Source organism: Pseudomonas sp. KH_027, from assembly GCF_057838565.1.
On record NZ_CM174470.1, the window covers coordinates 647,170 to 662,235 of the forward strand.

General features: G+C 64.2%; 11 protein-coding genes and 1 pseudogene. 4 read left to right on the top strand and 8 right to left on the bottom strand.

The window, feature by feature from the left end; genetic code table 11:
* Positions 1 to 9: 9 nt before the first annotated feature.
* The 8 genes and pseudogenes from AC3IYG_RS03000 to AC3IYG_RS03035 all read right to left on the bottom strand — a co-directional run bounded on the left by AC3IYG_RS03000 (position 10) and on the right by AC3IYG_RS03035 (position 10,478).
* Complete coding sequence (locus tag AC3IYG_RS03000; RefSeq protein WP_489312236.1) at positions 10 to 1,308, bottom strand: DUF3426 domain-containing protein; 1,299 nt, start codon at positions 1,306 to 1,308, stop codon at positions 10 to 12.
* Positions 1,309 to 1,421: 113 nt separating this feature from the next.
* Positions 1,422 to 2,300 (bottom strand): 50S ribosomal protein L11 methyltransferase, encoded by an 879-nt coding sequence (prmA, locus tag AC3IYG_RS03005; RefSeq protein WP_489312237.1) that lies wholly within the window; start codon positions 2,298 to 2,300, stop codon positions 1,422 to 1,424.
* A 160-nt stretch (positions 2,301 to 2,460) separates the two neighbouring features.
* Positions 2,461 to 3,810 (bottom strand): acetyl-CoA carboxylase biotin carboxylase subunit, encoded by a 1,350-nt coding sequence (gene accC, locus AC3IYG_RS03010; RefSeq protein WP_489312239.1) that lies wholly within the window; start codon positions 3,808 to 3,810, stop codon positions 2,461 to 2,463.
* A gap of 17 nt (positions 3,811 to 3,827) precedes the next feature.
* Entirely contained in the window at positions 3,828 to 4,283 is a 456-nt protein-coding gene (accB, locus tag AC3IYG_RS03015) for an acetyl-CoA carboxylase biotin carboxyl carrier protein (protein ID WP_489312240.1), read from the bottom strand.
* Between the two features lie 25 nt (positions 4,284 to 4,308).
* Positions 4,309 to 4,752, bottom strand: coding sequence for a type II 3-dehydroquinate dehydratase (gene aroQ, locus AC3IYG_RS03020; protein WP_489312241.1), 444 nt, complete (start codon positions 4,750 to 4,752; stop codon positions 4,309 to 4,311).
* A 122-nt stretch (positions 4,753 to 4,874) separates the two neighbouring features.
* Positions 4,875 to 6,674 carry a protein-disulfide reductase DsbD gene (locus AC3IYG_RS03025; protein WP_489312242.1) on the bottom strand — a complete coding sequence of 600 codons (1,800 nt, stop codon included), beginning with the start codon at positions 6,672 to 6,674 and terminating at the stop codon, positions 4,875 to 4,877.
* A 114-nt stretch (positions 6,675 to 6,788) separates the two neighbouring features.
* A pseudogene (locus AC3IYG_RS03030) lies at positions 6,789 to 7,304 on the bottom strand (methyl-accepting chemotaxis protein); the annotation flags it as partial.
* 1,566 nt (positions 7,305 to 8,870) lie between these two features.
* Positions 8,871 to 10,478 (bottom strand): diguanylate cyclase, encoded by a 1,608-nt coding sequence (locus tag AC3IYG_RS03035; protein WP_489312244.1) that lies wholly within the window; start codon positions 10,476 to 10,478, stop codon positions 8,871 to 8,873.
* 288 nt (positions 10,479 to 10,766) lie between these two features.
* Here AC3IYG_RS03035 and AC3IYG_RS03040 point away from each other — a divergent pair, with 288 nt between their 5' ends.
* The 4 genes from AC3IYG_RS03040 (at position 10,767) to speA (ending at position 15,066) form a co-directional block, all read left to right on the top strand.
* Complete coding sequence (locus AC3IYG_RS03040; RefSeq protein ID WP_489312245.1) at positions 10,767 to 11,840, top strand: DUF2333 family protein; 1,074 nt, start codon at positions 10,767 to 10,769, stop codon at positions 11,838 to 11,840.
* Positions 11,841 to 11,843: 3 nt separating this feature from the next.
* The gene (locus tag AC3IYG_RS03045) at positions 11,844 to 12,371 is read left to right on the top strand and encodes an NUDIX hydrolase (protein ID WP_489312246.1); all 528 of its coding nucleotides are present in this window, start codon (positions 11,844 to 11,846) and stop codon (positions 12,369 to 12,371) included.
* A gap of 287 nt (positions 12,372 to 12,658) precedes the next feature.
* Positions 12,659 to 13,030, top strand: a complete 372-nt coding sequence (locus tag AC3IYG_RS03050) for a translation initiation factor Sui1 (RefSeq protein ID WP_489312247.1) — start codon at positions 12,659 to 12,661, stop codon at positions 13,028 to 13,030.
* A gap of 125 nt (positions 13,031 to 13,155) precedes the next feature.
* Positions 13,156 to 15,066, top strand: coding sequence for an arginine decarboxylase (speA, locus tag AC3IYG_RS03055; protein WP_489312248.1), 1,911 nt, complete (start codon positions 13,156 to 13,158; stop codon positions 15,064 to 15,066).

Consider the following 15,066-nt stretch of genomic DNA (forward strand, 5'->3'; position numbering starts at 1 on the left):
TGCCTGCGATCACTCGGGCGAGTGGAAGCTCAAGCTGTAATTCACGGCTTTGGTGCCTGGGTCGAGAATGTCCAAGGAAATATGGATTGGCGTTTGCGGTGGCATTTCGGCCTGCCCGGCAAGCTCGCCCGCTAGATATTCGCTGGGTTTGAAACGACGACTGGCTAGCAGTTGACCGTTCATGTCGGCGAAGCGGATTTCCAGCAGCGGGAAGGGCTGGGCGAAGGGGGCGCGGTTGTAGAGGATTGCGTCCACCACCAGGGCGCCGCTGAACTCCGGATGGCTGCGCACCACCAGGTTGCTGCTCTTGATCAGGCTGATCTCGACCTTCGACGGCAGGTTGCAGCCGAGGCTCGGGCAGAACCGCTCGAACCAGGGGCGGTACTGATCCTGGCGCGCCAGTTCGTCGAAATGGTAGGCGATGTACTGGCTGCTCAGGGCGAGCGCACCGATCAGGTTCAGCAGGCCCCAGCCGAGCCAGCGGCCCCAGGGTTTGCGCTGCTCTTGCCAGTCGAGCTGCAGCGGTTCTTCGGTCAGGTTGAACAGCCCTTCGTCGCGCAGGCCGGGTTCGCTGCGCCCGGGATTCTGCAAGGTTCTGACGGCGGCAAAGGTGTTGTCCGGGTCGTCACGGGTGTTCGTGGCGGACAGGCTGGCATCCGGCTGGTCGCGCTCGGCGCTGAGCTTGAAGCCGTCGTCCAGCGCCTCGTCATCCTCATCGGCTTGGTCGAGCGCTGCGGGCTCGGCGTTCGGTTGGCGCGGCAGGGGCGTTTCGGTGGCAGGCATTGCTACCGTCGCCGCGGGAGTCGGTTCTGGCGCCGGTGGGGCGCCGGGTGTGGGGCTGAAGCGTGCTGGATGCGGTGTGGCTTCCTCCCTGAGCAGTGCCTCGGCCCAGCCTTCGTCGTGAGGCTCGCGGGCTTTCTCCGGCGTCTTGAGCAGGTCCTCGGTCAATTTTGGGCCGGGCGCCAGGGCGAGGAACTCCTGGGAAAGTTGCAGCTCCTGCTGCTCGAGCTTGGCCAGCTCTTCATCGAGGCTGTCGAGGTCGAGGTCGTCGTGGATCCACAAGGTATCGCTGACGCCTTTGCCGGGCGCGGCGGCGGGTTGCCGGACCGGGATGGTCTGGCGCGGCGGTTGCGCGGCTGGCGGCGGGCTGGCGATGGCCGCTGGTTCGCCGAGCAACTGTTGTGCGGCATTGAACACATGCAGGCAGGCCCCGCAACGCACTGCGCCATGGGCTGCGCCCAGTTGCGCGCGACTTACGCGAAAACTGGTGCGGCAATGGGGGCATTGGGTGACGAAGCTGGCGGTCATGCAGTGTTCTACGCGAGTAACTCGGGACGCCTAGTCTAACTCAAGGTCGCCGCGGATGGCGCCTCGGAGCCGGTTGATGCTCCGCAGCGCTTACAACAACCTGAATTCGGCCTTCAGCGACGGCGCCCGCTGATGCGCACCCAGCCATCTTTTTCGGCGGTCGGGTCCAGTTCGAAAGCCTCGCTGTAGGCCGCCCGCACTTCTTCGGCCTGTTCGGCGAGGATGCCCGACAAGGCCAGGCGCCCGTTGGGCTGTACCAGCGAGGTGATTTGCGCGGCGAGTTGCACCAGCGGGCCGGCCAGAATGTTGGCGACCACCACCTGAGCCGGCTGTGGCGGCAGATCGGCTGGCAGGTAGAGCGGGAACAGTGCCGGGTCGATGCCGTTGCGCCCGGCGTTGTCACGCGAAGCTTCCAGCGCTTGCGGGTCGATATCGGTGCCGACTGCCTGTTTGGCGCCCAACAGCAGGGCGGCGATGGCGAGAATGCCGGAGCCGCAGCCGAAATCCAGTACGTTGCAGCCTTGCAGCTCCTGACCGTCCAGCCATTCCAGGCACAGTGCGGTGGTCGGGTGGGTGCCGGTGCCAAAGGCCAGGCCCGGATCGAGCAGCAGGTTGACCGCCTCCGGCTCCGGCGCGGCATGCCAGCTCGGCACGATCCACAAGCGTTGGCCGAAACGCATCGGTTGGAAGTTGTCCATCCAGCTGCGTTCCCAGTCCTGGTCTTCAATGCGCTCGATCTGATGGTTCGGCAGTGGCGCGCCGGTCAGCAGTGTCAGGTGCGCCAGCAGATTGGTTTCGTCGACGTCGGCTTCGAATAGGGCGAGCAGGTGCGTGCGCGACCAGAGTGGCGTGGTGCCAAGGTCGGGCTCATAGATCGGTTGGTCTTCGGCGTCCATGAAGGTCACCGACACGGCACCAACGCCGAGCAGCGCGTCTTCGTAGGTTTCTGCCTGTTCCGGGCTGATGGCGAGACGGACTTGTAACCAGGGCATGACAAACCTCTTGAGCGATGACGCGGCGAGCCGATGACAGGGGCTGGCGCAATTGGCGGGCAAGCTTACTTGAGGGGCGGGTTGGCTTCCACCGCTTCAGGTTAGGCGCAAACGACAAGGGCCGCCCGTGGGCAGCCCTTGTCGTGGTGCAGCAAGCAGCTTAGTGCTTATCCATACCCAGTTTCTTTTCCAGGTAATGGATGTTGACGCCGCCTTTGCAGAAGCCCTTGTCACGAACCAGGTCGCGGTGCAGCGGGATGTTGGTTTTGATCCCGTCGACCACGATTTCGTCCAGGGCATTGCGCATGCGCGCCAGGGCTTCATCGCGGGTGGCGCCGTAGGTGATCAGCTTGCCGATCAACGAATCGTAGTTCGGCGGCACGTTGTAGCCACTGTAGAGGTGCGAATCGACGCGCACGCCATTGCCGCCCGGCGCGTGGAAGTGCTTGACCTTGCCAGGGCTCGGCATGAAGGTCGAAGGGTCTTCCGCGTTGATCCGGCATTCCAGCGCGTGGCCGCGGATCACGACATCTTCCTGCTTGATCGACAGCTTGTTGCCCGCCGCGATGCTGAGCATTTCCTTGACGATATCGACACCGGTAACCATCTCCGACACCGGATGCTCCACCTGTACGCGGGTGTTCATCTCGATGAAGTAGAAGCTGCCGTTCTCGTAGAGGAACTCGAAGGTGCCGGCGCCGCGATAGCCGATGTCGATGCAGGCCTTGACGCAGCGAGCGAAGACTTCCTGCCGGGCTTTCTCGTCGATGCCCGGGGCTGGCGCTTCTTCCAGGACCTTCTGGTGGCGGCGTTGCAGCGAGCAGTCGCGGTCACCCAGGTGAATGGCGTTGCCCTGGCCGTCGGACAATACCTGCACTTCCACATGGCGTGGGTTGGTGAGGAATTTTTCCAGGTAGACCATCGGGTTGCCGAAGGCTGCACCCGCTTCGGTACGTGTCAGTTTGGCTGACTTGATCAGGTCTTCTTCGTCATGCACCACGCGCATGCCGCGACCACCGCCACCGCCAGCGGCTTTGATGATCACCGGGTAGCCGACTTCACGGCCGATGCGCAGCGCGGTTTCTTCGTCTTCCGGCAGCGGGCCGTCGGAACCGGGAACGGTCGGTACGCCAGCGGCGATCATGGCGTGCTTGGCGGAAACCTTGTCGCCCATCAGGCGAATGGTTTCGGCTTTCGGGCCGATGAAGGCGAAGCCGGATTTTTCCACCTGTTCGGCAAAGTCGGCGTTTTCCGCGAGGAAGCCGTAGCCCGGGTGAATCGCCGTGGCGCCGGTTACTTCGGCCGCCGCGATGATGGCCGGGATATGCAGATAGGATTTCGCCGCAGGGCCTGGGCCGATGCACACCGTCTCGTCCGCCAGGCCCAGGTGCATCAATTCACGGTCGGCGGTGGAGTACACCGCGACGGTCTTGATACCCAGTTCCTTGCAGGCGCGCAGGATGCGCAGGGCAATTTCGCCGCGGTTGGCGATCAGAACTTTTTCCAACATCGCAGGCTCTCCGCGGTTCAAACGATGGTGAACAGCGGCTGGTCGTATTCCACCGGCTGGCCGTTTTCCACCAAGATGGATTCGATAACGCCGCTGGTTTCAGCTTCGATGTGGTTCATCATCTTCATCGCTTCGACGATGCAGAGGATGTCGCCTTTCTTCACGCTCTGGCCGATTTCGACGAAGGCTGGCGAAGTCGGTGCCGGGGTGCGGTAGAAGGTGCCAACCATCGGCGAGCGCACCACATTGCCGTTCAGCTTGGCGGCGGCAGGCGCCGCGGCTTCGGCGGCGGGTGCCGGGGCGGCCGCGACAGGTGCGGGAGCCGGGGCCGCATACATCTGCGGTGCGGCGTACTGCGGTTGCTTGCCGTGGCGGCTGATGCGTACGGACTCTTCGCCCTCACGGATCTCCAATTCGTCGATGCCGGACTCTTCCAGCAGTTCGATGAGTTTCTTAACTTTACGAATATCCATTAATCAGCAACTCCCAAGGGTAAGGTCAGGGGCGTTCAAGTTGTTCCAGGGCGGCCTCCAGGGCCAGTCGATAACCACTGGCGCCAAGGCCGCAGATCACTCCCACCGCTACATCTGAAAAGTAGGAGTGATGGCGGAAAGGTTCGCGTTTATGCACGTTGGACAGATGCACTTCGATGAATGGGATGCTCACCGCCAGCAGCGCGTCACGTAATGCGACGCTGGTATGTGTAAATGCCGCCGGATTGATCAGGATGAAGTCCACACCCTCGCCCCGTGCGGCATGGATGCGCTCGATCAGCTCGTACTCGGCATTGCTCTGCAGGTACAGCAGGTGGTGGCCGGCTTCACGGGCGCGGCGCTCCAGATCGAGGTTGATCTGTTCGAGGGTGACGGCGCCATAGACGCCCGGTTCGCGAGTGCCCAGCAGGTTCAGGTTGGGGCCGTGCAATACCAGTAAGGTAGCCATATTGTTGTTTCCCTTCTTTTCGCGCTGCGTCGGACTATGCCGCAGGCGCTAAAGGCTGTCCAGTTGTCGGCAATAGCCAGCACAATGGCCGCTGATTGCGGCAAATATATGACCGTGACGCTTTAACGGGTGCTGGCTTTGCGCAGCCGCTCGGCAAAGTCGAGGGCGTCGATCTCTCCTACGACACGGATATCCGCCCATTCGTCACCCTTGGGCGAGAAAAACAGAATCGCCGGCGGGCCGAACAATTGGTAGCGGTCGAGCAGGGCGCGTTGTTCGGGCGTGCTTTCGGTGATGTCGAAGCGAATCAGCCGATAGCCGCCGAGCTGGCTGACCACTTGCGGAGCGTTCAGCACTTCGCGTTCGATCACTTTGCAACTGATGCACCAGTCGGCGTACCAGTCGAGCAACAGTGGCTGGTTGGCCGCTTTGGCGGCGGCCAGGGCGGCGTCGAGCTCGCTTGGGGTTTTCAGCGTTTGCCAGGTGGCGCTGGCGGCCGTGTTGCCGCCGCTTGCCGGACTGCCGACCAGCGATGGGCTGCCGAGCGGGCGCAGCGGGTCGGTTTCGCCTTGCAGCGCGCCGACCCAGGCCGTCAGGGCGTACACCAGCAGGCCCAGGCCGGCCAGTTGCGCCAGGCGCTGCCGCGGTGGCTTGTAGCTGAACTCCAGGGCGCCGAGGAACAGCGCCACTCCGCCGGCCAGCAGGCCCCAGAGCGCCAGTGCCCAGTTGCCGGGCAGCACCCGTTCGAGCAGCCAGACGGCCACGGCCAGCAGCAATACGCCGAAAGCGTTGCGCACGATCAGCATCCAGGTGCCGCTTTTCGGCAGCAGCGTGCCGCCACCCGTTGCGAAGAGTACCAGCGGCGCGCCCATGCCGAGGCCCAGGGCGAACAGCTTGAGCCCGCCGCCGAGGGCATCGCCGCTGGCGCTGATATACAGCAGCGCACCGGCCAGGGGCGCGGACACGCAGGGCGAAACCAGCAGGCTGGAGAGCACCCCGAGCAACGCCGCGCCCCATACCGAGCCCCCTTTAGCGTTGCTCGCCAAGCGGTCCAGCGGTTCGCTGAGCAGCCGCGGCAGGCGCAGCTCGAACACCCCGAACATGGCCAGGGCGAACAGGCTGAAGAACAATGCGAAGGGCACCAGTACCCAGGCCGATTGCAGGCGTGCCTGCAGGTTCAGCTCGGCGCCGAATATGCCCATCAGCGCACCGAGCAGGGCGAAGCAGGCGGCCATCGGCAGTACATAGGCGAGCGACAGGGTCAAGCCGCGCACGCCGCCAATCTGCCCGCGCAGCACCACCCCGGAGAGGATCGGCAGCATCGGCAGCACACAAGGCGTGAAGGTCAGACCGAGGCCGGCAAGGAAGAACAATGCCAGTTCGCGCCAGCTCCAGCCGCCGTTGACGGGCTTGGACGTGGCGGCATCGCTGGCGGCGGCCGGGCTCTTGGTCGCCGCGCCGTCACCAATCTCCAGGCGTTCGGTTTCCGGTGGGTAGCAAAGGCCCTTGTCGGCGCAGCCCTGATAGGTCACGTGCAAGCTGAAGGGCAGGTTGTAGGGGTTTTTCAGCGGCAACTCGACCTCGAGTACGCCGTAGTACACCTCGACCTCGCCGAAGTACTGGTCGGTTTTCTGTTTGCCGGCCGGTAATTGCGCTGCGCCGTTGGCGATATCCGAGGGTTCGATCCGGAACTGGAAGCGGTGGCGGTAGAGGTAGTAGCCCTCGGCGGCGACAAAGCGCAGCTTGACCGACTGCGCGTTGCTGTCCACCACGCTCAGGCGGAAGGCTTCGCGCACCGGCAGGAAGTCCGCGCTGTTGTTCAGTGGCGCACCGAGTGTCGTCGGGCTTGGGCGGTTGTCGAAAAGGCCCGCACTGGCAGGCAGGGCGAGCAACAGCAGAATCAGGCTGAGCAGGCGGCGCATGGAGGTCTCGCACGTCGAAGATGGCGCCATGATAACGGAAAGCCGCCCGCTACGACCCGGCGGCTGCGTAACGGGTTGTGGCATAGGCGCGCAGGTCGGAGGAGCGGTTACGGTTTACAGTCGAAACGCCTGCACCGCCGTATGCAATTGGCCGCCCAGCGCCAGTAGTTGCTCGCCTTGGCTGCGCCCGTGGCCGATGCGCAGCAGGTTGTCGCCGCCGAGCTGGTGGATGCGCTCGCTATGGCCGCGGATCTCGCTGACGGCTCCGCTTTGCTGGGCGGTGGCATCGGCAATGCGTTCGGCCATGCTGGCGATGGTGCGGATCGCCGCGACGATTTCGTCCAGCGCGCCGTCGGCGGCCTGGGCCTGGCTGGCAGTGGCCTCGGCGTGCTCGACCTGGGTGCGCATGGCGTCCAGCGACTGCCTGGCCGCCTGTTGCAGGCGTGCGATCAGTTGCTGGATCTCGCCGGTGGCGCCAGCGGTGCGCTGAGCCAGGGAGCGTACCTCTTCGGCCACCACGGCGAAGCCGCGCCCGCTTTCCCCGGCGCGGGCGGCCTCGATGGCAGCGTTCAGGGCCAGCAGGTTGGTCTGCTCGGCGATGGAACGGATCACCGTCAGCACGCTGCCGATGGTCGCCGACTCTTCCGCCAGGCGCTCGATCGCCTGAGCATTGCCCTGCACCTCGCCGACCAGCGTGTGCAGCCCGGTCAGGCTTTGGCCGATCACGTGTTGCCCGTGCTCCAGCGCACGGCCAGCCTCACGACTGGCGTCGGCGGCGTGGCTGGCATCGCCGGCGACCTGTTGGATGGTCGACTCCAGGTCGCCCAGCGCGTCGCGGATCTGTTCGGTGTCGCCGGCCTGGCGCTCGGCACCGCTGTGCAGGCCGCTGCTCAGTTCGGCCAGGGTGCGGCTGCTGCCGGCGACCTGTGCGGCGTGCAGGCGAATGGTGCCGACCAGGTCGACCAGATAGGCGCGCAGACGGTTGAGGGATTCTTCGATGTCGCGCAATTCGCGGGTCCGCGTGTCCAGGCGGATGTCGGCGCCGAAGTCGCCCTCGGCCCAGGCCGAGAGCGCCGGGGCCAGGCGGCTGAGCACATTGCTGAGGCGACGCTGGATGGTGTCGATGGTCAAGGCGATCAGCAGGATCAGGCCGATCATCAGGCCCTGCAGCAAGCGCACCTCGCCCTGGATGCGCCCATGTTCGGCGCGCACCGCCGGGGCCAGGGCGGCCAGGGCTTGTTGCGCGGCGCCGACTTTGGCCGTGGTGCTGCTGGCCAGTTCGGCCCGGCGCTGGATCAGCTCGCGGGTGCGCGCCAGTTCCGCTGGGTAGCGTTTGAGCAGGCTGGCGAAGTCGCGTTTGAGCGCAATGCCACGGTCTTCCGCCTGCTGGCTCGGGCTGTCGCTGGCCAACCCCATCATCGCGGCGAAATCATCGGTGGCGGATTCGGCGCTGTCGGCAACGCCCAGCAGTGGCAGCGCGTCCAGGCTTGCGGCCTGGCGATCGAGGGCGCTGAGTTCGCGTTCGATATCCGCCGCCAGCTCGTCGCGGCCGCTGCTGACCAGCTTGCCGCGCGCATGGCTGAGGCGGGTCAGGTGTTGGGCCGCGTGCAGCAGTGGGGCGCGGTAGTCGGCGGCGGCGCTGGCGCCGGTCTCGGCGTACTGGGCCAATTGCTCCAGGGCGCCGACCATCTCGCGTTCGGCTTGCAGTAACAGCCCTTGGGGATCGCCGGCCAGTTTACCGGCGGCGAGCAGTTCGTCAGCGCTGTACCTCTGCAGTTCATCGAGGCTCGGGCGCAGGTTGTCGGCCAGTGGCGTGGGCAGTTCGCCGAGGGCCTGTTGCAGGCTGTCGATGGCCTGGCTGGCGCGGCTATGGCGCAGCGCGTCGCCGCTGGCCAGATAGCTTTGAATATTGCCAGCGACCTCGGTCTGGAACTGCTGCGACAGGCTCAGGTAGCGCTCCATCAGCAGGTAGGGGCGTTCCAGGGCGCGCTGCGACCACCAGAGGGTTGCGCCCAGGGCCAGGCAAGCGGCGACCAGTAACAGGGTGTTGAGATTGGTGAGTAGCTTCAGGCGCATATGCGGCTCGACCGACGGCGGAACGGTAAGCCTGTGAATTTATTGCGCTTTCATTGCAGGGTGATGACAGCGTGACGAGGATCACGCTGTGTCGGTCGAGCGTGGATGAGTCGACGCCGTCTAGCCGGTGAAGATATCCACCCGGTTGCGCCCGCCATGCTTGGCCACGTACAGCGCTTCGTCAGCCTGTTTCGACAGGGTGTTGCTGTCTGTGCTGCCGTTCAGTTGTGCGATGCCGCAGCTGAAGGTACACGACAGATCCTGTGGCTGTGCCGGGTAGCGGATCTCGGCGAAGCGCCGGCGGATTTCGTCGATCACCTTGCGCGCGGTATCGGCATCGGTGTTCGGCAGTACCACGGCGAACTCTTCGCCGCCGTAGCGGCCGATGTGGTCGGTTTTGCGCAGGCGCTGCTTGAGAAATAGCGCCAGGCTCTTGATCACCCGATCGCCCATCGGGTGGCCATAAACGTCATTGACCTTCTTGAAGTAGTCGATATCGAGCATGGCGAAGGACAGTGGCTGGCTGTCGCGGCGCGCACGCGAGCGGGCGTCTTCGAGCAGTTGCAGGATATGGGTGTGGTTGTACAGGCCGGTCAGGCTGTCGCGCACCATCCGCGCCTTCAGATTGCGCGCGCGGGCGGCGCGGTTGCGTACGGTGGCGATCAGGTGGCGTGGCTTGATCGGTTTGGTGAGGAAGTCGTCGCCGCCCTCGCTCATCGCATCGAGCTGCTTGTCCAGGTCGTCTTCGGCCGACAGGTAGATGATCGGCACGCTGACGTAGCGGTCGTTGTGGCGGATCACCTTGGCCAGTTCGGTGCCGTTGCATTCCGGCATGTACATATCGAGGATCACCAAGTCTGGCTGGAACTCGGCCAGCGCGCTCATTGCCTGGATCGGGTCGACCAGCGTGTGGGTGACGATGCCGGCACTGTTGAGCACGCGCTCGGTGTGCGTGGCCTGGGCGCGGGAGTCGTCGATGATCAGTACGCGGTAGGGGTCGTACTGCGCCACATGGGTGAGAATTTCGATCCGTTCCAGCAGCATGGAGGCGTCCAGGCTGCCGGTGAAGAACTCTTGGCCGCCGGCGCGCACGGCTGCCAGGCGGGTCGGGGTGTCGGTTTCTTCGTGGCTGAAGAACAGCAGCGGCAACTTCTGCTCCAGCCCTTGCTGGATATCGGCCGCCAGTTGCAGGCCGAGGCCCGGGCCGGAAAAGTCGACTTCCATGAGGATGGCGGCCGGGTGGCGCTCGATCATGGCGGAGCGAAAGGCATTGGCGCTGTCGAACGGCTGGGCGATCAAGCCGAAGAACTCCAGCTGCTGAGCCAGGCGTTCGGCGCGCTCGCGATCCTGCAAGGCCAGGTAGACCGGCTTGCGCAGCGGTGGCAGAAAGGTTTGCTCGAACTGGTCGCCATGCCGCAAGCCGGTGCGCGACAACCTTTGCATAAGCTGGTTGAGTTCGGTGATCAGGTCGCTGGTCAGGCGCCCGCGATTGGCGCTGCTGGCTTCCAGGCAGTTGGCGATGCCTTGTGCCAGTTGCGCGTGTTCGGCTTGCTCGAAGCGCTCGGCATAACGCAGCAGTCGCAGGTTGGCCTCGGCCAGTTCGGCGTTGTTCCAATCGCTCTGTTGCAGCCGTTGCCAGACTTCCAGCACTTGTCGCGCTTGGTGAATGACGCGTTGTGCAAAGTGGTGTTTGAGGCGGTCGCTGCTGGGGTCTTCTTGCTCGGTCATGGCCTGACTTCTTATTGTGCGCTATCGCCACGCGGCGATTTGAGTGATGGCTCCATGCTACCACTCGTGTTTGGGTACGGTAGTACCGCCGATCATTTGTGATCAACCTTCGATCTATTGCCCGGCAGAGGATAGGACCGATAGCCCCCGAGGATGTTCAACCCGCTCTAAGTTTGCACGGTCGCGCTGCGCATGCCCGGCGCTTCCCTTATAGTGCAGGACCGGACGGCAACCCTGGAGCGGGATTGTGGTCGAACACCTGAACTCGATGATTTGAAGGACATGGCCATGCTGAACTGGAAGAACCGCGCGGGCAGCTTGCGCGACAGTGTCGATGACTCGGTGGATGACGTGCGCAGCTACGTCGGCGGCCTCTGGCTCAGTCGGGCGCTGGGCACGTTGCTGGGGCTCTATCTGTTGGTGGCGCTGGTGGTCGGCTGGTACTGGAGCCTGGAGCCCGAGCTGTTCCCGGTGCAACAGAATGCCCAGGCCGCGGCACAGAAGGCGCAGCGGCAGTTGGTGAGTGGCTACACCACGGTAGAAACCTTGAAAAAGGTCGTCGGCACCCTGCTCGACAAGCCGGGTGGCTACCTGTCCAACGACATCGCTCCGCCCGGCCTGTGGCTGGACAACATGCCGAGCTGGGAGTACGGCGTGCTGGTGCAGGTGCGCGACCTGTCGCGGGCCTTGCGCAAGGATTTCGCCCGCTCGCAAAGCCAGTCCACCGAAGATGCGGATTTGGCCAAGGCCGAGCCGCGCTTCAACTTCGACAATAAAAGTTGGGCCCTGCCGGAAAGCGAAGCGGAATACCGCGAAGGGATCAAGTCGCTGGATCGTTACCTGGCCCGCCTGGCCGACCCGGCCCAGCCGAACGCGCAGTTCTACACCCGGGCCGACAACCTGAACAGCTGGCTGGGCGATACCGCCACGCGCTTGGGGTCCTTGTCCCAGCGCCTGTCCGCCAGCGTCGGGCAGATCCGCCTGAACACCGGGCAGAAGAACGATGCCGCGCAGGCCGCCGCCGGTGAGGCACCGGTGGTCAGCGAAGAAACCTATGAAACACCGTGGCTGCAGATCGACAACGTGTTCTATGAGGCGCGAGGCCAGGCCTGGGCCCTGTCGCACCTGTTGCGGGCGATCGAGGTGGACTTCGCCGATGTGCTGGCGAAGAAGAACGCCGCCGTCAGCGTGCGGCAGATCATCCGCGAGCTGGAGGCGTCGCAGGAGCCATTGTGGAGCCCGATGATCCTCAATGGCAGCGGCTACGGTGTGCTGGCCAATCACTCGCTGGTGATGGCCAACTACATCTCGCGCGCCAATGCCGCGATCATCGACCTGCGTCAGTTGCTGAGCCAGGGCTGATCGATGGCTGTTTCCGCGAGCGAGGCGGCCCACCGCGCCGCCTCGGACGCCGAGCGCATCGCCTGGGTCGATGAGGCGGACCGGTTGCTCGGCGGCATGCCGCGGTTGGCCCTGCGCGAGCAGGGGCTGATCGGCCGTGGCACCTTCATCCTGTTGTTCAACTCGGCCGGCGAACTCTGCGTGCATCGGCGCACGTTGAGCAAGGCGCTGTACCCCGGCTACTGGGATGTCGCCGCGGGCGGCATGGTGCTGGAGGGCGAGGGTTACGCCGAGTCCGCGGCCCGCGAGCTGGAAGAAGAGCTGGGGATCGCCGACGTGCCGTTGCGTGAGCACGAGCATTTTTTCTTCGATCAGCCGGACAACCGGCTCTGGTGCGCGGTGTTTTCCGCTGTTTCCGATGCGCCGCTGCGGTTGCAGCCGGAAGAAGTGCTGGAGGCGCGCTTCATCTCGGTCGCGGCGGCACTGGCGCTGGCGCAGGACACGCCGTTTTGTCCCGACTCCCTGGCGGCGCTCAAGCGTTATCTGGGCTAGTCGCGGTGCTCGTCAGGCGCGTGGCACGGGCGTTATCCCGCCCGTCGCGCGGGGTGAAAAGCGCTCAAGTCGCGTATCCGCCGATTAATGGCGCAATTTCGCTATTAGCATTGCTGGTTTTTGCCGGTACACTGCGCGGCCTTTCAAGCCTGAGCCTCCCGGCCCAGGTGCGCTGCCCCTGCCAGAGTGGGGCTTCGCGGCTGACCATGGTCAGCCAGTCGCTTTCAGGTCTATGTCGATAATCAGCTGCTGAGATAGACCCTTCTGACCCCTACGAGGATAGCCCGGTGGTCAAGAAAGCTTCGTCCTTTGCCGCCCTTGGCGGTTTGGTGTTTTCCACCGATGCAGGCCGGCATTGCCCGGACTGCAGCCAGCCGGTGGATGCCTGTATCTGCAAACGAACTGTCATTCCCGATGGCGATGGTATTGCCCGTGTGCGTCGCGAATCCAAAGGTCGTGGCGGCAAAACGGTGACTACCATCAGTGGTGTGCCGCTGGCCGAAGAATCGCTCAAGGAGTTGGCCAGCCAGCTCAAGCGGCGCTGCGGCTGCGGTGGCTCGTTGAAAGACGGGATCATCGAGATTCAGGGCGACCACGTGCAATTGCTGCTCGATGAGCTGATCAAGCAGGGCTTCAAGGCGAAGAAATCGGGCGGCTGATCCGCTGGTTTCTAAACTTCTGCTTCGCACCCTGGGTCAACACCTCAGTAATCGTCATTTCCACTGCTTATTCTGCTTCGGTCCGGCGTGGTCGGAGCTTTTGACTTCTTGATAAGGGGACCTCGATGTCCGTACGACGCACACGTAAAGATGACGGTAGCCAGTGGACGGTAGCGGACAGCCGTAGCGTCTATGGCATTCGCCATTGGGGCGCCGGCTATTTCGCGATCAACGACGCCGGTCGCGTCGAAGTGCGCCCCAGTGGCCCGCAGAGTGCGCCGATCGATCTGTTCGCCCAGGTTGCACAACTGCGCCAGAGCGGCCTGTCGCTGCCGCTGCTGGTGCGTTTCCCGGACATCCTGCAAGACCGCGTGCGCCAGCTGACCGGTGCCTTCGACGCCAATATCGCCCGTCTCGAGTACCAGAGCCGCTACACCGCGCTGTACCCGATCAAGGTCAACCAGCAGGAGGCGGTGGTGGAAAACATCATCGCCACCCAGGACGTTTCCATCGGCCTGGAAGCCGGCTCCAAGCCCGAACTGCTGGCTGTGCTGGCGCTGGCGCCGAAGGGCGGCACCATCGTCTGCAATGGCTACAAGGACCGCGAGTTCATTCGCCTGGCGCTGATCGGGCAGAAGCTCGGCCACAACGTATTCATCGTCATCGAGAAAGAATCCGAGGTGCAGTTGGTGATCGAGGAGGCGGCCGAGCTGAAGGTCGCTCCGCAGGTCGGCCTGCGCGTGCGCCTGTCGTCCCTGGCGTCGAGCAAATGGGCCGATACCGGTGGCGAGAAGTCCAAGTTCGGCCTGTCGGCGGCGCAGCTGTTGTCGGTGGTCGAGCGCTTCCGCAAGGCCGGTCTGGATCAAGGCATCCGCCTGCTGCATTTCCACATGGGCTCGCAGATCGCCAACCTGGCCGACTACCAGCACGGCTTCAAGGAGGCCATCCGTTACTACGGCGAGCTGCGCGGCCTTGGCCTGCCGGTCGACCATATCGACGTCGGCGGTGGCCTGGGGGTCGACTACGACGGCACCCACTCGCGCAACGCCAGCTCGATCAACTACGACATGGACGACTACGCCGGCGTAGTCGTCGGCATGTTGAAAGAGTTCTGCGACGCCCAGGAACTGCCGCACCCGCATATCTTCTCCGAGAGCGGCCGGTCGCTGACCGCGCACCACGCGATGCTGGTGGTGCAGGTGACCGACGTCGAGAAGCACAACGATGAAATGCCGGTGATCGACGACAAGGAAAGCCTGCCGGAAACCGTGCAATGGCTGGTCGACCTGCTCGGGCCGACCGATCTGGAAATGGTCACCGAAACCTACTGGCGCGCCACCCACTACATGAGCGACGTCGCTACCCAGTACGCCGACGGCAAAATCAGCCTGACCCAGAAAGCCTTGGCCGAGCAGTGCTACTTCGCCGTCTGCCGCCGTCTGCACAACTCGCTGAAGGCGCGCCAGCGTTCCCATCGCCAGGTGCTGGACGAACTGAACGACAAGCTCGCCGACAAGTACATCTGCAATTTCTCGGTGTTCCAGAGCCTGCCGGACACCTGGGCCATCGGCCAGGTACTGCCGATCCTGCCGCTGCACCGCCTCGACGAAGAGCCGCTACGCCGCGCCGTGCTGCAGGACCTGACCTGCGACTCCGACGGCAAGATCAAGCAGTACGTCGACGAGCAGAGCATCGAAACCAGCCTGCCGGTGCATGAAGTGCGCGAGGGCGAGGACTACCTGCTGGGGATCTTCCTGGTCGGCGCCTACCAGGAAATCCTCGGCGACATGCACAACCTGTTCGGTGACACCGACTCGGTGAACATCTACCAGAACCCGGACGGCAGTGTGTACCACGCCGGGATCGAAACCCACGACACCATCGAGGACATGCTGCGTTACGTGCACTTGTCGCCGGAAGAGTTGATGACCCATTACCGCGACAAGGTCGCCAGCGCCAAGATCAGTGCCCGCGAACGCACCCAGTTCCTCGACGCCCTGCGTCTGGGCCTGACCCGTTCCTCGTACCTGTCGTAA